Origin of the sequence: Vibrio atypicus (assembly GCF_009811315.1) — a bacterium.
In the GTDB taxonomy this organism is placed as follows: domain Bacteria; phylum Pseudomonadota; class Gammaproteobacteria; order Enterobacterales; family Vibrionaceae; genus Vibrio; species Vibrio atypicus.
This window is the reverse complement of sequence record NZ_BLID01000013.1, coordinates 76,995-95,880: the sequence shown is the minus strand read 5'-3', so window position 1 is coordinate 95,880 and position 18,886 is coordinate 76,995. Positions and strand designations below refer to the sequence as shown.

Genomic DNA, 18,886 nt, shown 5'->3' with positions numbered 1-18,886 from the left:
TTAAATTTAGACTTCAATGTCTGACCAGTGCGGAGCGGTAGTTCAGTTGGTTAGAATACCGGCCTGTCACGCCGGGGGTCGCGGGTTCGAGTCCCGTCCGCTCCGCCATTTATTCAGAAAAAGCCTCGCTATTAGCGAGGTTTTTTCGAATCTAAAATCTGAAAAGATCTATAGGGGTGTAGCTCCAATTGGCAGAGCAGCGGATTCCAAATCCGCGTGTTGGGAGTTCGAATCTCTCCACCCCTGCCATATTAAAAAAGGCTCTAGTCGAAAGACTAGAGCCTTTTTGCGTTTTGAACTTCAAGCATCTCATTGGCAGAGCTATGGATTCTTCTCACCCTAATAAGAATGATTACATTTAGAGTCTGAGTCTTTGATTACTAGTATCAGTTATTCCATATTATTATGTGCTCTTTAATATTCGCCATAGGGTGTTTTACTTTAGTTAGTAAAACTATCTAGCTAGTTTCGTTATCAATCTCTGAGAGCGATACAGGTCGTTTTAAAGTAAAGCAATACACTCTTTATCAGATTACACCAATATCCATATAACTGTTAAAGTGACACCTGTAACATTTCAAATCTTAGTAGTTTTATTGGTCTATTTATTGATATGAATACTCGATTTGTTTTGCTGTAGCGCTAAAATAGAGCTAATTTTTTGGAGGGTGTATGGGACAACTATCTATCTTAGGCTTTATTGCTATCGGAGGTGCGGTTGGTGCGTGCTCCCGATATCTAGTTGCTGAGTTGTGTGCAGTGTTATTAGGACGTGGTTTCCCCTATGGAACACTGACTGTTAACGTGATTGGTTCATTGATGATGGGCCTATTAATCGCAGCATTTGAAAACGAGATGCTTGCCACTGAACCTTGGAGGCAAATCATTGGTTTGGGCTTTCTTGGTGCACTTACGACCTTCTCTACGTTTTCAATGGATAATGTATTACTGATGCAACAAGGCGCATTTTTAAAAATGGGCTTGAACGTGCTTCTAAATGTTGTATTGAGCATTTCTGCAGCCTGGATTGGCTTTCAATTGCTGATTAAAAGTTAGTCAAACTTAAGGTTTTAACAAATTATCAACAGGTCGGCTTGGCTTAATCAAGCTGATTTTATATACTCGCTTTACTTGTCGGAGTGCCTTAAGGCTGAGACCGTTAATTCGGGATCCGTTGAACCTGATCAGATTAGTATCTGCGAAGGGAACAGGAGAGATATCTATATCAGTTCCATGCTGATATTTTCTATCAATAATTGAAAGTAATGGGGTAGACATACCTTTGTCCCCAGACTTTTAATTCCTCTTGTGCATCTATCCGCCAAGCATTTTTATCCAAAATCTTTTTATCTAGAATAACAAAGCAAGGAAAAATGCTATGTCGAGTCGCAAACAAGCGAGACTGGAAGCTAAACAATTTATCGATACGCTATCGGTACAACCTTACCCCAATTCACATAAAGTCTATGTTGAAGGCTCTAGAAGCGATATCCGCGTTCCTATGCGAGAGATTACTTTGGCAGATAGTTTAATAGGTGGAACTAAAGGTGAGCCTATTTTTGAGCCTAACGAACCTATACGCGTTTATGACACGTCTGGAGTTTATACTGACCCTGATTACTCTATTGATCTCTATAAAGGCTTACCTAAGCTTAGGGAGCGTTGGATAGAAGAACGAGATGATACTCTAGAACTTGATGATGTAAGTTCAGTTTATACAAAGCAGCGCCTAGAAGATGAGACTTTAGACGAGCTTCGATATGGAAATTTGCCACGTATCCGTCAAGCAAAAGAAGGGCATTGTGTTACTCAACTTCACTATGCGCGTAAAGGTATTATCACTCCAGAAATGGAATACATAGCTTTACGTGAAAATATGGGTCGTGCGCGTTATCGTGATGAGGTTCTTACCCAACAGCACCCTGGCCAGAGTTTTGGCGCAAACCTACCAAAAGATATCACCCCTGAATTTGTTCGCAAAGAGGTTGCAGAAGGACGAGCAATCATTCCTTCCAATATTAACCATCCAGAATCTGAGCCTATGATTATTGGCCGCAACTTTTTAGTTAAAGTAAACGCAAATATAGGTAACTCGTCAGTCAGTTCTTCAATTGAGGAAGAAGTCGAAAAGTTGGTTTGGTCGACACGCTGGGGTGGAGATACGGTAATGGACCTCTCTACAGGACGTAATATTCATGAGACACGAGAGTGGATTTTACGTAATAGCCCTGTCCCTATTGGTACGGTTCCAATGTATCAAGCATTGGAAAAAGTAAATGGTATTGCTGAAAACCTAAACTGGGAAGTCATGCGAGATACGTTGATTGAACAGGCGGAACAGGGGGTCGATTACTTCACGATCCATGCTGGCCTGCTGTTACGTTATGTTCCTATGACAGCAAAACGTGTAACAGGCATTGTGTCTCGTGGTGGTTCGATTATCGCTAAGTGGTGTTTGGGGCACCATCAGGAGAGCTTCCTATATACTAACTTCCGCGAGATTTGTGAGATTTGTGCGAAGTATGATGTCGCGCTGTCTCTAGGTGATGGTCTTCGCCCAGGCTCGGTTGCTGATGCGAATGATGAAGCTCAGTTTGCTGAGCTTAGAACACTAGGTGAATTGACCAAGATTGCTTGGGAATATGATGTTCAGGTGATTATTGAAGGCCCTGGTCATGTTCCTATGCATATGATCAAAGAAAATATGGATGAGCAGCTTGAGCATTGTCATGAAGCTCCATTCTATACCTTGGGCCCTCTGACAACAGATATCGCACCGGGCTATGATCATATTACTTCTGGAATAGGTGCTGCCATGATTGGTTGGTATGGCTGCGCAATGCTCTGTTACGTTACACCAAAAGAGCACTTGGGCTTACCAAATAAAGAAGACGTAAAGACTGGATTGATTACGTACAAGTTAGCCGCACACGCGGCTGATCTCGCAAAAGGACACCCAGGCGCTCAGGTTCGAGATAATGCTTTATCAAAGGCGCGTTTTGAGTTTCGTTGGGAGGACCAATTTAACCTTTCTCTGGACCCCGAAACAGCCCGCAGTTTTCATGATGAAACGCTTCCTCAAGAGTCAGGAAAAGTCGCTCATTTCTGTTCTATGTGTGGCCCTAAATTCTGTTCAATGAAAATCTCCCAAGAAGTGCGAGAGTATGCCAAAGACACCGAGCAGGTGGCAGCTGACCAAGCTATTTCCATTAAAATGTTGGACGACCCTCTAGAGGGAATGCGTCAGAAGTCGGAAGAGTTTAAGGCAACAGGATCTGAGCTTTATCATCCTGCCGTAGTGACTGAGGTGGAGTAATGAAGATGCGTATCTTAGTCCCTTCATCAATCATTGATGTCACGGGCGAGATACAAGCTTGTTTATCATTAGCTAAGCAACAAGGCTTTGATATCGACAATATTGAGTTGGGCGTAAGCTCAACTCAGTTGGTTGAGCTTGTATTTTTGCGCAGTGTCACAACGATATCTTCCGACATTATATCCACCGATTTGTATGATTCTAACCATCAGCTTCGCTACCAAGAAGGTACGTTTCTAGATAGCAATATCAAAAGAGATAATGTCGTTCACTTGAGTATTGAAGATCAAGGTGCGTCATTCGATGTTTGGCGCCATCCGTCAAACGGTGAAGTGCGCGCACTTTTGAGTAAGCGACCGATTACTGAAGCTCAGCGAATAAAACACTTTGCTTGGGTTATTACTTTGCTCGCACTTGATTTTCCCATTGAGGATAGCTTAACTTTGGCTCGAGCTCAGCTCAATGTTTCACGTGAAACATGGGCATGTGAATATAGCCTCTTTCCAGTCCCTGTGCTGAATAATCCAAAGTTAGGCATAGTTTCTAACTGGTCTTTAGAAGCCTCAGTGACATCAGATAATGCCTTAGCATTTGATCTACTAAATAAGGAAAGTTTAGGGCTTTATCCAGTCGTCGATGATATAGCTTGGATAGAACGCCTACTTGCCTTAGGTGTTACTACTATTCAGCTACGCATTAAAAATTCGCAACAAGCGGATTTAGAGCATCAGATTGTTCAAGCAATTGAACTAGGTAAGCAGTATCAAGCACAAGTCTTCATCAATGACTATTGGCAATTGGCAATTGAACACGGAGCCTTTGGAGTTCATCTAGGTCAGGAAGATATCAATGAGGCAAATCTTGATGAATTAGCTCAAGCGAATGTTAGGCTTGGGCTTTCCACACATGGTTATTACGAGTTATTGCGTATCACTCAAATTCCCCCGAGCTATATAGCGCTTGGTCATATTTTCCCTACGACAACGAAGCAAATGCCATCACTCCCTCAGGGCTTAGTGCGATTGAAGCTCTACCAACAATTGATAGATACGATCCCATATGGCGACGATATCGGCTTTCCTACGGTTGCGATTGGTGGCATAGATTTGACCAATGCAAATCAAGTGTGGCAGTGCGGAGTATCAAGTCTTGCTGTGGTAAGAGCCGTTACGTTGTCTGATGATCCTAAAAGCGTAGTCGATGCTTTTGCTAAAGTGATGTCCCCAGTTCAACGGACAGAAAGTATAGCCGAGGTTACACCATGACTAGATCGAAGTCTGAGCAACATCGTCACGGGATTAGTGATGTCGAGTTTCTTCGTTACCAGCGTCAGGTATCTTTACCTGAAATTGGTGAACATGGTCAGGAGCATTTGGCTACATCTCATGTGCTTATCATTGGCTGTGGCGGTTTAGGCAGTGCGGCCGCTCAGTTTCTTGCTGCAGCTGGCGTCGGGCATTTAGTGTTAGTCGATGATGATGTTGTAGAGAGCAGTAACTTGCAACGGCAAACCATCTATCGTGAGTCTGACTTAGGTATGCCTAAAGCTGTAGCAATGCGTCGGCAATTACTTAATATCAATTCAAATATCAATGTGCGTGCTATTAACGGTAGGCTTGATCATTCGCAGTTGAAGTTAGAAGTCATGTTGGCGGACGTAGTACTTGATTGCACTGACAATATCCGCTCAAGGCAATTAATAAATAAGGCATGCTTCGAACTTAAAACAGATCTGATTTTTGCTTCAGCTATAGGTTGGCAAGGACAATTTTCGGTCTTCGAGCATTCGAACACATTTGTTGAACCTCAAGCTTGTTATCGTTGCGTTTATCCATTTGATGAGTTGCCATCGCCTCGCTCATGTAATGAAGTCGGAGTTATAGGGCCAGTCGTTGGCACACTGGGTAATTATCAAGCTCTGGCTGCAATCCAGAAACTGACAACAGGAGCGTATTCCCTTTCAACGAGAACATTACATGTGTTTGACGGTCTCTCTTTAAATTGGCAACAGCTTGCGCTCTCACAGGACAGTGACTGCGAGGTATGTGGTGCTGGTTTGAGTGGCAGCTCCGTTCAAAGCCAACCAGGAGGTGCAGCATGAACTCGATTCAGATAACCATAAATGATCAGGTCGAACATGTGGCTGACCAAACAAGCCTCGTTCATATCATAGAGCTATTTTCATTACCTGAACTGGGATGTGTTTTTGCCATTAACAATGAAATTATCCCCCGAAGCAAGTGGCATGAAATACGGCTAAATAACGGCGATTCTATCTCATTATTCCAAGCTATCGCAGGAGGGTAATTACTATGCTAACGATTGGTGATAAACAATTTCAATCGCGTCTATTTACTGGTACAGGCAAGTTTTCTAATAGTCAGGTGATGGCTCAGGCTATCAAAGAATCAGGATCACAGCTTGCTACCATGGCTCTGAAGCGAGTAGATGTTCACAATCAAGATGATGACATTTTAAAGCCGCTAGTCATGTCTGGCGTAAACTTGCTACCTAATACGTCCGGTGCAAAAAATTCAAAAGATGCAATTTTTGCAGCACACTTAGCTCGCGAAGCTCTAGGTACCAATTGGCTTAAATTGGAAATTCATCCGGATCCAAAATACTTAATGCCGGACCCAATAGAGACTTTAGCTGCGGCTGAACAATTGGTTAAAGATGGTTTTATCGTTCTACCTTATTGCCACGCAGACCCCGTCTTGTGCAAACGTTTAGAAGAAGTAGGTTGTCATGCTGTGATGCCTTTGGGAGCACCAATCGGCTCGAACAAAGGTGTGGTCTCTCAAGATTTCCTTGAGATCATAATTGACCAAGCGAAAGTGCCTGTTGTGGTTGATGCGGGAATTGGTGCACCTTCTCATGCTGCTCGAGCGATGGAGATGGGCGCTGATGCTGTCCTTGTGAATACTGCGATAGCTACCTCAGTGAATCCAGTGTCTATGGCCAAAGCATTTAAGTTGGCGGTAGAGTCTGGTCGTTTGGCTTTTGAGTCCGGTTTGGCTGGCCAGGTTTCTCATGCGGTTGCTTCGAGTCCACTTACTTCATTTCTTGATGAGATTTAGTGGAGGGAGAAAATGAGTTTTGTTGATGTGTTTAACTCCCTTAACTGGGATGACGTCTCTATGTCGATTTATTCTAAAACAACACAAGACGTTGAGAGGGCGCTAGCGAAATCGACACGTAACCTGGAAGACTTTAAAGCGCTAATCTCACCAGCAGCGGAAGCTTATCTAGAGCAGATGGCACAGTTGTCTTATACAGCAACACGTAAGAGATTTGGCAATACAATGTCGCTTTATATTCCATTGTATTTATCGAACCTGTGCGCCAATTCGTGTACTTACTGTGGTTTTTCAATGGACAACCGTATTAAACGTCGAACGTTAAATCAGGAAGAAGTAAGAGCGGAAATTGAAGCGATTAAAGCGATGAAGTTTGATAGCGTGCTTCTGGTTACTGGCGAACATGAAACCAAAGTTGGCATGAATTACTTTCGTGAAATATTACCTGTAATTAAGCCTCACTTTAATTATCTGGCGATGGAAGTTCAGCCATTAGCTCAAGTTGATTACACCGAGCTCAAGAGATTGGGTTTGGATGCGGTGATGGTCTATCAAGAAACCTATCAGCGTGCTACGTATGCAAAGCACCATTTACGGGGAAACAAAATGGACTTTGAGTATCGTCTCGAGACGCCTGATCGTTTAGCTAAAGCGGGTATCGATAAGATTGGTATTGGTGCTCTGATTGGTTTGGATGAGTGGAGAGCGGATTGTTTCTATGTTGCCGCCCATCTAGATTATTTGGAGCGAACATACTGGCAAACACGGTACTCGATTTCTTTTCCTCGGCTACGACCTTGTGAGGGAAACAACGCACCAGGAAAGGTTCAACCGAAGTCGGTCATGTCAGATAGACAATTAGTCCAATTGATCTGTGCTTATCGATTGCTTAATCCTGAAGTTGAATTGTCACTCTCAACACGTGAGTCAGAGGTATTTAGAGACAATGTATTACCACTTGGTATCACAACGATGTCGGCTGCATCAAAAACTCAACCCGGTGGATACGCATCGGAAGAGCAGGAGTTAGAACAGTTTGAGATTAGTGATGAGAGAAGTGCTGCATCAGTTGAGCAGATGATCAAGGACAGAGGTTTTGACCCAGTATGGAAAGACTGGCACTCGGGATATTCAGGTTGATAGCTCTGTGTTTCACGTGAAACATTGATTAGAAAATTAAAAGGCTCTTACTGGTGACAGTGAGAGCCTTTTCGTTTCGATAAGTACTATATTATGAATGAGCTAACGGTTGTGTTGCATTACGTAGCCACTCTAGCACTTCACCATCAACAAGTGGGCTTACGTCATCCCAAACTTTCTGATGGTAGTTGTTTAGCCATGCAAGCTCTGGTCGAGTAAGCATATCAACATTGATATTGCGTGCATCAATAGGGCAACGTGTTAGTGATTCAAATGCGAGTACTGAAAAGTCTCCACTCGTTTCTTGTTCTACAACCAGTTCAAGATTCTCGATGCGAATACCAAATTGTTCAGCGCGGTAATAACCTGGTTCGTTAGACAGCACCATCCCTTTCATTAGAGGAACGTCAATGAGTCGTTTAGAGATACTGATTGGTCCTTCGTGAACACTTAAGAAGTGACCGACACCGTGACCGGTACCGTGATCATAATCGTAACCCTCAGCCCATAGGTGTTGTCGAGCCAGTGTATCGAGTTGGAAACCACGGGTACCTTGTGGGAAGCGCGCTCGAGCAATACCAATGTGGCCTTTAAGAGCCAGTGTAAATTGCTTAATCATCTCTTCGCTTGGTTGACCAATCGCGATCGTACGAGTGATGTCTGTTGTGCCGTCAAGGTACTGGCCACCTGAGTCAACCAGATAAAGTGTGTTTAACTCAAGTTTACCAGGCTCTGGCTGGTTTTCATGATTGTAGTGACACATGGCTGCATTGCCACCGGCTGCCGAAATAGTATCGAAGCTTAAATCTTTTAGGGTAGGATCTTGGAAACGGATTGCTTCCAGTTTGTCTGAAAGAACCGCTTCGTTGTGCAAGTTACCAGCGGCAACTTCGTTGTCTAACCAACAAAGGAATTGAGCCATCGCCGCGCCATCACGAATATGACATGCTTTCATCCCTGCAATCTCTATTTCATTTTTCGCAGCTTTTGGCATTAGACACGGATCCGCTTTGCTTACGACAGTAGCGCCTGAGTTTTGCAGTACCAGCTTAAACCAAGCGTTGCTGGTTGCGGGATCAACAAGGACCTTACTACCTTGAAGTTGTTCTAAGCGGTGTTGTAGTTGCTCAGGTTTAAAGACAGACACACCAGGACCCACATGGGCTTCAAATTCGGCTGGTAGTCTTGCCGGGTCAAGGAAGTATTCTAGGCTCGAATCTTTATGCAGAATCACATGAGACAATAGAACAGGTAGACGCGATACATCCAAGCCTCGGATGTTCAGCAACCAACATACAGAGTCGAGCGCGGTAATAACTGCGCTATCAGCACCAGCGTCGCTTAGAAGTTTTGCAATCTCTTCACGCTTACTTTGGCTTGATTGGCCAACGGAGTCTTCTGCCATTAGATGAACGTCAGAAACTACAGGCTCAGGTCGGTCACTCCAAAGTTCATCAATTGGGTTTGAGTCTAGAATTTTTAGCTCAACAGATCCTGCTAGCTTCGCCTGTGCGGAATCTAACCATGCTGAATTATGCATACGAGGGTCAATAGCAAGAGAAGTTCCTGTAGAGACTGATTGCTTTAACCAATCTAGCGCAGGCTCATCAATAAGGTGTCGATATTCAAATAGATCTCCGGGTACTTGTTTGGTTACTTGTACCGTGTAGCGACCATCCACAAAGATAGCGGCTTTGTCTTGAGTGATCACAGCTGCACCTGCGGAACCGGTAAAGCCAGTTAACCAATGGAGGCGTTCATTGTGTGCAGGCACATACTCGCCTAAATACTCATCTTCGTGAGGAACCAGTAGGGCATCGAAATTATTATTTTTCAGCCACTGGCGAATAGCTGAAAGACGTTGTTCTGTAGTGATTAGCATCGTTAATCCTTCAAATTTGTTCTGCGTCCATTCTTCAATTGGGACGATGGCAATAAGCTACTCCTTTTAACATAAGGCTGCAAATTATCTAAGAGTTTGAGTCTTATCATTGATGATCTGTCGCAGCCAGGTTAAAGCAGGGTCATTTTCTCTATCTCTGTGCCAAAAAAGAGTGTAAGCCATCGGCGGAAACTCGATAGGTAAAGGCAGTACCGTGAGGTTCAGTTGTTTAGATGCAAGCTTCACAAAGTGGCTAGGTGCCGTGAAGATAAAATCTGTGTAAGAACAAAGGCTAGCAGCACTGTTAAAGTCTGGCACTGTAATTGCGATATCTCTCTCTTTACCTATGTCGGCCAATCTGTAGTCGAGCAACCAGCGTTCATTGCCGTCACATCGAACTTGTACGTGACGGAAAGAGAGATAATTGTCGAGGTTCCATGCGCCATTGAGAGCAGGGTGGTCACTGCGTAATAGGCACATTTGGCTATCGCGGTATATCTCATGTTCGCAGATATCATTCGGGGGAAGCATAGTCAGTTTTGCATCATTGATATCGATGTCTTTACCTGTAATTCCGAGATCCAGTTCGCCGCGCTGTAACATTTTGAATGTCGTATCGGACCAGGCGTGAGTGCTGATCGTAACATCCGGTGCCTGGCTAAATATCGCAGGCAAGAAATGCGGAAGTATTAGTGGATAAACACTCTCTACCGCCGCAATTTGAAAGCGATAGCTGCTGGTTTGAGGTTTGAACTCTTCGGGCTGGGTAATTTGTTCCAATTGGTTGATCAAGATATCGAGTTTAGGGCGCAAAAATAATGCTTTTGGTGTTGGCTTCAATCCATGGGCATGACGAACGAAGAGAGGATCATCAAACTGCGTTCGTAATTTTGCTAGGTTTTTGCTGACTGCTGATTGGCTTAAACATAGCCTATGCGCAGCGCGAGTAACATTGAGCTCTTCGATTAACACCTTTAAACAAACCAACAGATTGAGGTCTATTCGGACTAACTTTTCCAAGTTCATATAAAATTCTCATATGGAATATCTTTAATGACTATTAATCATTTTTAGTCATATCTTACTTTAGCTTAGAATATACGCAATTTCATTTCTTCCTGTGGAGACAGTCGTGCATTCCTCTAATCAATTGCAGCACAGCAAAATTCAATTAGCTTTACTTACCATGCTGGTGCTGTTTAGTCCGCTCGCGATTGATATCTATCTACCGGCTTTACCTCAGATTTCGTCAGCGTTTCACGTGGAACATGCACTGGCGCAAGACACGATTACATGGTTTCTATTTGCGATGGGCATAGGTCAACTATTTGCTGGTCCACTTGCAGATAAACTAGGACGTCGAACTGTTGCATTGGGGGGGATCACCATTTATGCATTGAGCGCTGTATTGGCGTGGAGTGCTCAAAACATCGAATGGATGCTGATCTCCAGATTGCTACAAGGCTTAGGTGCGTGCGCGACATCAGTAGCAGCCTTTGCAACAGTTCGCGATCTCTTTGGGCCAGAGAAAAGTGGCAAGATGATTAGCTACCTGAATGGTGCGATTTGTTTCATTCCAGCGCTGGCTCCAATTCTAGGGGCGTGGTTGACTCAGCAATTTGGCTGGCGTTCAAACTTTAGCTTTATGGCGGGTTTTGCTGCTTTTGCTTTGGTTGCTATGTCGATTGGCTTGAAGGAGACGAATCCATCGCTAAGTAAAGAGGCCGTATTTAAGCCAAGCCGCTATTGGTCTGTACTAAAGACACCATCATTCATATTCCATGCATCACTTTGTATGCTTGCGATGGCTGTGATCCTTGCGTACGTGACATCTGCCCCTGTGGTTTTGATGGAAAACCTAGGGCTGACTATGAATGAATTCACCATGTGGTTCGGCATCAACGCGGTGATTAATATTATTGCTTGCATGACCGCACCTAAGTTCATGGAGAAGTACGGTACACATAAAACGTTAGTGGTTGGCATTTCTACTTTAGCTTTCGCTGGCGTTACTATGTTAATGCTGGCATCGCAACAATCTGCTTTCGCCTTTATGCTTCCGATTTTCATGTCTTCAATCGGCTTTGCATGGATCTTAGGTGCAGCGGCGGGCAAAGCGCTTGCTCCATTTGGTGATAAAGCAGGAACGGCCGCTGCTCTGTTAGGCTTATTTCAAATGAGTGGTTCAGGCTTAGTAGTTGGTAGCGTTCAACGCTTAGGCATGGAACCACAATTGATGATCGCATTGCAGATGCTCATTCTCGTTCCAGGGTTATTAATCCTAATGAGCAAAAAAGGCAGAAGCTGGCACTATGCTGCTGCTTAAGAATCCATGTAACTGCTTTGATGTCTCACCAAAACGTTGTATATTTGAGCTTCTTTATAAACGAAATTGTGGATCGTAAACGACGATGTCGATGACAACTTATGAAATGGCTCGTGTTTTGGAGCAATTAGAAGATTCTCCAGAAAAAGTAATGTTTGGTAAACTACTGAACGAGCTAGGTAATCAAAGTGGTGAGCGCATTCGCAGTGCTGCGAAGCAAGTGCCGATACACATGTTGCGAGATATTGTTTATCAATTCCAGCAAGTTATAGAAGCTCGTAAAGGTGAGCAAGTCGAATTGATGGCGCAATCTATCGCCGAGCAAGGTATCTCGGTCGAAGAGCTGAAAAAGTATTTAGAATCACGTTAAAAAGAAGACTCGCATAAGCGGGTCTTTTTTTATGGGTTGACGTTACGATTGATCGGGTTTTGCAACGAGATAAGTGTCTCGGTAGATTGAACTTCATCAATAGCTTGCAGCTTATCGATCAAGACATATTGCAGCTCTTCAATAGAACGACACATCAGTTTTACGAAGATATTGTAAGCGCCAGTGGTGTAATAGGCTTCAACGACTTCTTCTAAAGCATTAAGCTTTTCTAACGCTGAATGGTAATCGCGCGCAGCGTTTAAGTTTATCCCGATAAAACAACACACGTCATAGCCAAGCTTTTTGGTATCAACAATGACTTCCGTTCCTTGAATGATATCAGCAGACTTCATTTTTTCGATACGCACATGAATAGTCGCCGGACTAACATCAAACTGCTTTGCCATTTCGGCGTAAGGTGTCCGAGCGTCTTCCATCAAGGTTTTCAAGATCGCTCTATCTAAATCGTCCAGTTTTACGTTGCTAGTCTGCATGGTCGTCTCCCAATAAAGCTATAGATGTAGTTCAAAATATCAGCAGGGGTGATACTATTAAATGAGTTAATTACTCTACTTGAGAGCTATTTTAGTGCGCTTTAGTCTACTTCTTCTAGCTGTATTTTTTTCATCCATCATTCACGCTGACGATGAAAACGTACTTATCGTCCATTCGTACCATCAAGGATTTTTCTGGACGGATAGCTTTCAGGGTGGGTTGGAAGACGCGTTACGTGATGAAGATATCACGACACGTGTTCTGTACCTTGATACCAAGCGAATGCAAAACCAACACTACCTTAATCAACTTTATACACTTTATAAAACTAAATTTGAGAGTGAGCGATTCAAGGCAGTAGTGGTGAGTGACAATACCGCGCTTAATTTAATGAATAGACTTGGTGCAGAACTCAGTGATACTCCAGTAATCTTTGGCGGAATAAACAATTATTCTTCTTCGCTGCACAGTAACTTAAATGCGACTGGTGTTATTGAAGATATCGATCTTTATAGCAACATTTCTTTGATAGAACGTATTCAACCTAAAGTCGACAATATTTATATCGTAAGTGACTACTCTGTTACTGGAGTTGCTGTACGTGAACAAATTGCTCAGTTTTTAACGCGCTATCCAGAATATACGCAGAAAGTTCGCCAGATAATACCGGAAAGCTATCAGCAACTTTTAGTTCAGTTAAAAAACATAAAGCCAACCAGTAGTGTTCTTTTCTGGGTTTACTATCGAGATAAAGATGGCGTGGTCTTTTCTCAAAAAGATCATTGGAAAGAGATTAATCAAGTTGCCAACGCTCCAATTTATATGGTGCATGATTTAGGGTTAGGTCATGGCGCAGTTGGTGGTGTTATTCAAAGTGGCAAGATACACGGTCATCAAACGGGTGAAATGCTGCTGGAGGCATTGCGTGGTAATAGCACTTTACCAAAGGTTAGAGTTGGCTCACCGGAAATTAAGCTCGATTATCAAGCCATCGTGAAGTGGGGGTTAGGGGCAGAAAATGAAGCCGCTTCTGTCATTTTCAACAAGCCGCTCGCATTTACTGATAAATATCGCCATGAGTTGAAAATAGCTGGCAGCATAGTATCTATTCTACTGCTGATAATCATCGCACTGGTTTATTACTTAAGTCGCCTTAAGCGCAGTGAGCAGTTGGCAACAGAGAGCCAAATGTTGACAGAAATGGTGTTTGATCAGAGTTACCACTTTATAGGAGTCCTGGACGATAAGGGCTGCCTGACTTCGAGCAATAGTAAGTTACAAGAGCTCCTTTATAATCAAGACTTTGGCCAAGAACACCCGATTTGGCAGCATCAATATTGGCAAAGTGAGGCCGTTAACCAACTACAAGAGTTTTTCTCCAATACGGATCAAGAGACGGTTACCCAGTTTGAAGCTGAAATTTGGCATGCAGAGCAAGGTGCTCTGGTGCTGGAAATTTCGTTGAAACCTATTCCATCAGATATCACCTCTGCTCGTTACCTTCTTGAAGCGCGCGATATCACCTCTAGAAAAATTACTGAAGAGCGCCTTTATCAGCGCGAGGCGAATCTGAGTCACTACTACGATCAACAACCCGTCATGATGGTGACATTGGACGATCAAAATCGAATTCAACAAGTAAACCACTTTGCTGAGCAGCTTCTAGGCTATACCGAGGAGCAGGTGCTAGGGCATCGCTTGCGAGAGTTTTATTTGCATGAAGATGCGTTGATTCCTCGTCAGGTACTATTGCAACCTAAGCAAGCGATGAAAGGGGTTTGGCGAAGAGAGATTGAGTATCGTCATGCTGATGGCTCAGTGCTGTGGGTACGAGAAAACATTCGCCCATTAGCAGAGTCGGGGCATCTGCTTATCGTTGGTGAAGACATTACCGAGATGCATCATCTTTCAGAGCAATTGACCTATCAAGCTCGACACGACTTATTGACCGGAACCTACAGTCGAAATTATTTCGAAAAAGAGTTAACAAAAGCACTGCTTGAAGTTGAAAGCTACACTCGAACTCATGCCATGCTCTACATCGACTTGGACCAGTTGAAGGTACTCAATGATACTGCCGGCCATGAGGCTGGAGATGCCGCGATTCAGTTTTGCGCCAGCATGCTTGAAGAAATTCTGCCATACAACACGATCTTAGCGCGTATGGGAGGCGATGAATTTGCCATACTGCTGAAAGACTGTACCGAGCTTGATACCAAAAAACTGGCAAAAATGATTCTTGATACTTTAAGTGAGCAGCCCTTTATTTGGGAGGATATTCGCTTAAGTTTGAATTGTTCTATCGGAATTCGACTTATTGACCATACCGCGGCCTCACCGCAGATGGTGCATGCGCAGGCCGATACGGCTTGTCACGTCGCGAAAGAAGAAGGGCGTAACCGCTACAGTTTGTACTGTCTTGATGACAAAGAGTTGCGTCGACGCGAGCAAGAGATGGAAAGCGTCAATCTAGTGCATGATGCATTGGCTAATCAGCGTATAGAGTTGTTTGCTCAGCGAATCATTGCACTTAATGATGATGAGCCAGGAATGCATTTTGAGATTTTGGTTAGAATTCGCAATTCAAAAGGGGACTACATATCGCCTGGCATCTTCATGCCTGCATCTGAACGCTACAATATTGCTCATATGATCGATAAAGAAGTGGTGAGTCAAACGTTAGATTGGTTTGAAGGGAACCCTGTTGCTCTGGCTGAGCTAAGCCAGGTTGCGATCAACCTTTCAGGGCACTCCATGGGCAATCGAGAGTTTATTCAGTTCTTATTGACTCGATTGGAAGAGAGTGTGGTTCCTTGCCATAAGGTGTGTCTAGAAATCACTGAAACCGCGGCAATGAGTAATATGAGTCAAGCGATTGAGTTCTTTACCAAGCTAAAAGATTTGGGCTGTTTGATTGCTTTAGATGACTTTGGCTCAGGGCTATCTTCTTTTGGTTACTTACAAAAACTACCTGTCGATATAGTAAAAATTGATGGTATTTTTGTTCGAGATATCGATGTAAATGAGATGGACCATTTGATGGTGCGCTCTATCAATGATTTGGCAAAACAGATGGGTAAACGCACGGTTGCTGAGTTTGTTGAAAACACTCGAATAATCGATCAGTTGATGGAGCTTGGCGTTGATTACGCACAAGGCTATATCATTGGTAAGCCACAGCCTTTAGCTCAATTAGCGGAAGAGTTGATGAGTGAGAACAAGGTTAGTACCAACTCATAAAATCCATTACACTTGCGCCAGTTAAAAGATTCGCTATTCGGAGCCCATTGTGCAGCTACAACTAATTTGTGAAAACCCAGCTCAAAGTGAGCAACTTGAGCTTGTCGCTGAGCGTTGGGGGTTAACTCATAGCACAGAGAGTCTCTTCGCCTTAGTGTTGACTGAAGAGCGTTTAGAGCTGCGTAAAGTGGATGAGCCTAAGCTAGGCGCTATCTACGTTGATTTAGTGGGGGGCGCGGTCGGACATCGTCGTAAATTTGGTGGCGGTAAGGGCCAGGCGATCGCTAAGGCGGCTGGATTAAATAAAGGTGCCACACCGACAGTACTTGATGGTACAGCTGGTTTGGGACGTGATGCTTTTGTATTGGCATCATTAGGTTGCAAAGTTCAAATGGTTGAGAGGCACCCAGTAGTTGCTGCACTGCTTGATGATGGCTTAGAGCGCGCGAAGCAAGATGCAGAAATAGGTACTTGGGTTAGTGAACGAATGTCATTGCTTCATGCTTCAAGCCACAGTGCGTTAGATGATTTAGCCAAAGATGAAAACTTCATCAAGCCTGATGTTGTCTATTTAGATCCCATGTACCCGCACCCTGAGAACAAGAAAAAAAGCGCCTTGGTCAAAAAAGAGATGCGCGTTTTCCAGTCTTTGGTTGGCACGGATCATGATGCTGATAGTCTATTGGAACCCGCCTTAGCCCTTGCAACTAAAAGGGTTGTGGTCAAGCGTCCAGATTACGCTAATTGGCTTGATGAGCAAAAACCCGCAATGGCGATTGAGACCAAAAAAAATCGCTTTGATGTTTACGTTAAAGCATCAATGACTTAGCGCACAGAGTGTTTCAAAACATAATTTAGTGCTTGCTAAATAATAGTCATGCAGGTATATCTTACTAAGAACTATTCGTATTCTTAGCTGGAGTTGTAGCATGGCTAAACGTCTTTGTAAGATGAACCGTAAACAAATTGCGGACAATCTAGGGGATATCCATCGCTTGGTGGTGGAACCTAAATTTGTTTGCCGCTCATGTGCGCGTTCATCTGCGTCTCAGTCTTCTCTTTGTAAGCCAGCAGCTATTCCTCCTCAATCATGCCAAGAGATGCCAATAGAACAGCAAAGAGCGTGTGTCTTATTAACTGAGGCACTGCCTAAATTGGCCTCTGTAGAGTCCATCGCTGATAAAAAAGCGCAAGCAGTTCGCCGTGTGGTAGAACGAGTCAAACAGAAAGCGGCGAATGAGATTCAGATAAATACTAACCCTGATCGTACAGATAGCCGGGTTCAAGCTGTTGAAGTTTACGATAAGAAAGCGCTAAAGAGCGCCAAAAAAGCCCTTAAGAAGTACTACAAACAACAACAGAAGCTGCTTAAGTTAGCCAAGAAACAACAGAAGTTGTTAAAGCGTCAGAAAAAGCTAGAAGCTCATGTTTCGAAGCAGCCGCCGATTATTATCCCAGAGCTGGTGGATGTACGAGTTGAATCCCAAGTACACTAAGTTTGAATAAATAAAAAAACGCTCTCCAACTTGGAGAGCGTTTTTTTTAAAAGGAAAAGAGCTTAAGCGGACTGGTAGCTTTTAGCGACTTTCTTTTTCACCCAAGTTTCATTGATCCACAATGAGAGCATGATGACTGCGCCACCCAAGGCTAATCGAGTTAAGTCGACATCACGGTTCCAAATCACAATATTGACGATAAGACCTGCAGGTACAAGGGCATTGTTCATCACGGCTAGCGCGCCAGCATTGACCATTGTTGCTCCTTTATTCCAAGCGAAATAGCCCAGTCCTGATGCAATAACCCCAAGGTAGACCAGAATGCCCCATTGAGTTTGTGTTGTTGGGAGCTTGTCGATATTACCCATCAAAGCAAATGCAGTTAGGGCAACACACAAAGCGCCTAAGTAAAAATAGCCAAACACCGTATGCTGAGGAAGCTCTACCGGAGTTTTCTCCATAATGTATTTGTAACCAACTTGGCCGATGGCAAAACAGATGTTTGCGCCTTGTACGACTAAGAAGCCTAACAAGAAATTCTCATTGATACCGGCAAACTTAATCAGTGCTGCGCCAATCACAGCAATGACCGCAGAGACTAAATACCACGGTGAGAAGCGACCTTTAAGTAGATCATAAATCAGGGTGACGTAAATTGGGGTAAATACAGTGAACAGTAGAACTTCTGGAACAGAAAGGAGCAGAAAAGATTGGTAGTAGAAGCAATACATTAAACCAAGCTGAAAACCACCAACTGTCATCAGCTTAGCTATGAGTGTCTTATCCACTTCTCTAAATTTTAGGAATGGCAGGAAAACGATACTCGCGAGCGCCACCCGCATTAAAACAGAAAACCACGAGTCGACCTGACCCGCGAGATAAACGCCGATTAAGCTAAAAGAGAACGCCCACAACAGCGTTACTGCAGAGAGATAACCCATAACTAATACTCATTATCAATATTTGCTCTGCAGTCTATCTGAATTTCGTTTGACGATCAGTCTTTAAGTGGCACGACCAACATATCAACTGGCGAACAATTGATCAGCTGACGAGTTGAAGAAAGCAGCTTACTCCAGAAATCTTGGTGGTGCCCGCATACCACAAGATCAATATTGAACTCTTGAATAGTTTCACAAAGCTCGTTACCTAAATCACCACTGCCGACTAAGGTGTGTTTGATTGGATAATTGGCATGATCGGCAAAATCCTGCAATTGGCTTTGAGAAGCTTGAACGGCTTGATGTTGTGTTTCAGCGAGGTTGATATCGATGAGCCCAGTATAAAGTTCAGCATAATTCACATCGATATGGACAAAAGAGACCGCGGCATCGAGTGGTTTTGCTAGGGATACGGCTTTATCGATCAAAAGTTTACTGTCTTCTGAGAGGTCAACAGCAACCAAAATATGTTGATAACTCATAGTGCTATCTCCTTTAGGTAACTGATTTAAGATTAGCACCAGAGATAGATAAATTTTGCTGCGGTGATCTCAGATCCACATTCATACGTCAAAGTGTTATGGTAATGATCATGATATA

The 18,886-nt window shown here is 43.6% G+C and carries 17 protein-coding genes, 2 tRNA genes and 1 riboswitch; of the genes, 14 read left to right on the top strand and 5 right to left on the bottom strand.

The annotated features are described in order from the left end of the window. The first annotated feature begins 31 nt into the window (after positions 1 to 31). From GVO60_RS20620 to thiH, 9 genes are all read left to right on the top strand, one after another. A tRNA-Asp gene (locus GVO60_RS20620) sits at positions 32 to 108 on the top strand. 64 nt (positions 109 to 172) lie between these two features. Continuing rightward, positions 173 to 249, top strand: a tRNA-Trp gene (locus GVO60_RS20615). 423 nt (positions 250 to 672) lie between these two features. Further along, positions 673 to 1,056 carry a fluoride efflux transporter CrcB gene (gene crcB, locus GVO60_RS20610; RefSeq protein ID WP_159657452.1) on the top strand — a complete coding sequence of 128 codons (384 nt, stop codon included), beginning with the start codon at positions 673 to 675 and terminating at the stop codon, positions 1,054 to 1,056. A 69-nt stretch (positions 1,057 to 1,125) separates the two neighbouring features. Next, positions 1,126 to 1,224, top strand: a riboswitch (TPP riboswitch). Positions 1,225 to 1,378: 154 nt separating this feature from the next. Further along, positions 1,379 to 3,316 (top strand): phosphomethylpyrimidine synthase ThiC, encoded by a 1,938-nt coding sequence (thiC, locus tag GVO60_RS20605; RefSeq protein WP_159657450.1) that lies wholly within the window; start codon positions 1,379 to 1,381, stop codon positions 3,314 to 3,316. A gap of 5 nt (positions 3,317 to 3,321) precedes the next feature. Then, on the top strand, positions 3,322 to 4,581 hold the full coding sequence (locus GVO60_RS20600; RefSeq protein WP_159657461.1) for a thiamine phosphate synthase: 1,260 nt from the start codon (positions 3,322 to 3,324) through the stop codon (positions 4,579 to 4,581). After that, positions 4,578 to 5,417 (top strand): HesA/MoeB/ThiF family protein, encoded by an 840-nt coding sequence (locus GVO60_RS20595; protein ID WP_159657448.1) that lies wholly within the window; start codon positions 4,578 to 4,580, stop codon positions 5,415 to 5,417. The genes GVO60_RS20600 and GVO60_RS20595 overlap by 4 nt, the downstream gene beginning before the upstream one ends. Then, a complete protein-coding gene (gene thiS / locus GVO60_RS20590) occupies positions 5,414 to 5,623 on the top strand; it encodes a sulfur carrier protein ThiS (RefSeq protein WP_159657446.1) in 210 nt (69 codons plus the stop codon). The genes GVO60_RS20595 and thiS overlap by 4 nt, the downstream gene beginning before the upstream one ends. 5 nt (positions 5,624 to 5,628) lie before the next feature. Further along, on the top strand, positions 5,629 to 6,396 hold the full coding sequence (locus tag GVO60_RS20585; RefSeq protein ID WP_159657444.1) for a thiazole synthase: 768 nt from the start codon (positions 5,629 to 5,631) through the stop codon (positions 6,394 to 6,396). Between the two features lie 12 nt (positions 6,397 to 6,408). After that, positions 6,409 to 7,536, top strand: a complete 1,128-nt coding sequence (gene thiH, locus GVO60_RS20580) for a 2-iminoacetate synthase ThiH (protein ID WP_159657442.1) — start codon at positions 6,409 to 6,411, stop codon at positions 7,534 to 7,536. 91 nt (positions 7,537 to 7,627) lie between these two features. On the opposite strand, the gene GVO60_RS20575 is transcribed toward thiH, so the two are convergent. Beyond that, on the bottom strand, positions 7,628 to 9,418 hold the full coding sequence (locus tag GVO60_RS20575) for an aminopeptidase P family protein (protein ID WP_159657440.1): 1,791 nt from the start codon (positions 9,416 to 9,418) through the stop codon (positions 7,628 to 7,630). A gap of 84 nt (positions 9,419 to 9,502) precedes the next feature. Then, a complete protein-coding gene (locus GVO60_RS20570) occupies positions 9,503 to 10,444 on the bottom strand; it encodes a LysR family transcriptional regulator (protein WP_159657438.1) in 942 nt (313 codons plus the stop codon). Between the two features lie 106 nt (positions 10,445 to 10,550). Between GVO60_RS20570 and GVO60_RS20565 the strand changes: the two genes are divergently transcribed. Then, positions 10,551 to 11,744: a multidrug effflux MFS transporter gene (locus tag GVO60_RS20565; RefSeq protein ID WP_159657436.1), complete on the top strand. Its 1,194-nt coding sequence runs from the start codon at positions 10,551 to 10,553 to the stop codon at positions 11,742 to 11,744. A gap of 85 nt (positions 11,745 to 11,829) precedes the next feature. Further along, a complete protein-coding gene (gene tsrA, locus GVO60_RS20560) occupies positions 11,830 to 12,114 on the top strand; it encodes an H-NS-like global regulator TsrA (protein WP_159657434.1) in 285 nt (94 codons plus the stop codon). A gap of 29 nt (positions 12,115 to 12,143) precedes the next feature. Here tsrA and asnC read toward each other — a convergent pair whose 3' ends face one another. Further along, the gene (gene asnC, locus GVO60_RS20555) at positions 12,144 to 12,608 is read right to left on the bottom strand and encodes a transcriptional regulator AsnC (protein WP_159657432.1); all 465 of its coding nucleotides are present in this window, start codon (positions 12,606 to 12,608) and stop codon (positions 12,144 to 12,146) included. 94 nt (positions 12,609 to 12,702) lie between these two features. On the opposite strand from asnC, the gene GVO60_RS20550 reads away from it, so the two are divergent. From GVO60_RS20550 to GVO60_RS20540, 3 genes are all read left to right on the top strand, one after another. Continuing rightward, positions 12,703 to 15,849, top strand: coding sequence for an ABC transporter substrate binding protein (locus GVO60_RS20550; protein WP_159657430.1), 3,147 nt, complete (start codon positions 12,703 to 12,705; stop codon positions 15,847 to 15,849). 49 nt (positions 15,850 to 15,898) lie between these two features. Further along, a complete protein-coding gene (locus GVO60_RS20545; RefSeq protein WP_159657428.1) occupies positions 15,899 to 16,678 on the top strand; it encodes a class I SAM-dependent methyltransferase in 780 nt (259 codons plus the stop codon). 100 nt (positions 16,679 to 16,778) lie between these two features. Further along, on the top strand, positions 16,779 to 17,345 hold the full coding sequence (locus GVO60_RS20540) for a hypothetical protein (protein ID WP_159657426.1): 567 nt from the start codon (positions 16,779 to 16,781) through the stop codon (positions 17,343 to 17,345). Between the two features lie 62 nt (positions 17,346 to 17,407). On the opposite strand, the gene GVO60_RS20535 is transcribed toward GVO60_RS20540, so the two are convergent. Both GVO60_RS20535 and uspA read right to left on the bottom strand, forming a co-directional pair. Continuing rightward, the gene (locus GVO60_RS20535; RefSeq protein ID WP_159657424.1) at positions 17,408 to 18,286 is read right to left on the bottom strand and encodes a carboxylate/amino acid/amine transporter; all 879 of its coding nucleotides are present in this window, start codon (positions 18,284 to 18,286) and stop codon (positions 17,408 to 17,410) included. Between the two features lie 56 nt (positions 18,287 to 18,342). After that, entirely contained in the window at positions 18,343 to 18,768 is a 426-nt protein-coding gene (gene uspA, locus GVO60_RS20530; protein WP_159657422.1) for a universal stress protein UspA, read from the bottom strand. Positions 18,769 to 18,886: the final 118 nt, after the last annotated feature.

Coding starts and splice junctions, on each gene's coding strand:
- uspA (WP_159657422.1), bottom strand. CDS start 18,768: ATGAGTTATCAACATATTTTGGTTGCTGTTGACCTCTCAGAAGACAGT.
- GVO60_RS20570 (WP_159657438.1), bottom strand. CDS start 10,444: ATGAACTTGGAAAAGTTAGTCCGAATAGACCTCAATCTGTTGGTTTGT.
- crcB (WP_159657452.1), top strand. CDS start 673: ATGGGACAACTATCTATCTTAGGCTTTATTGCTATCGGAGGTGCGGTT.
- GVO60_RS20595 (WP_159657448.1), top strand. CDS start 4,578: ATGACTAGATCGAAGTCTGAGCAACATCGTCACGGGATTAGTGATGTC.
- thiS (WP_159657446.1), top strand. CDS start 5,414: ATGAACTCGATTCAGATAACCATAAATGATCAGGTCGAACATGTGGCT.
- GVO60_RS20575 (WP_159657440.1), bottom strand. CDS start 9,418: ATGCTAATCACTACAGAACAACGTCTTTCAGCTATTCGCCAGTGGCTG.
- GVO60_RS20535 (WP_159657424.1), bottom strand. CDS start 18,286: ATGGGTTATCTCTCTGCAGTAACGCTGTTGTGGGCGTTCTCTTTTAGC.
- GVO60_RS20540 (WP_159657426.1), top strand. CDS start 16,779: ATGGCTAAACGTCTTTGTAAGATGAACCGTAAACAAATTGCGGACAAT.
- thiC (WP_159657450.1), top strand. CDS start 1,379: ATGTCGAGTCGCAAACAAGCGAGACTGGAAGCTAAACAATTTATCGAT.
- GVO60_RS20585 (WP_159657444.1), top strand. CDS start 5,629: ATGCTAACGATTGGTGATAAACAATTTCAATCGCGTCTATTTACTGGT.
- thiH (WP_159657442.1), top strand. CDS start 6,409: ATGAGTTTTGTTGATGTGTTTAACTCCCTTAACTGGGATGACGTCTCT.
- GVO60_RS20600 (WP_159657461.1), top strand. CDS start 3,322: ATGCGTATCTTAGTCCCTTCATCAATCATTGATGTCACGGGCGAGATA.
- asnC (WP_159657432.1), bottom strand. CDS start 12,608: ATGCAGACTAGCAACGTAAAACTGGACGATTTAGATAGAGCGATCTTG.
- tsrA (WP_159657434.1), top strand. CDS start 11,830: ATGTCGATGACAACTTATGAAATGGCTCGTGTTTTGGAGCAATTAGAA.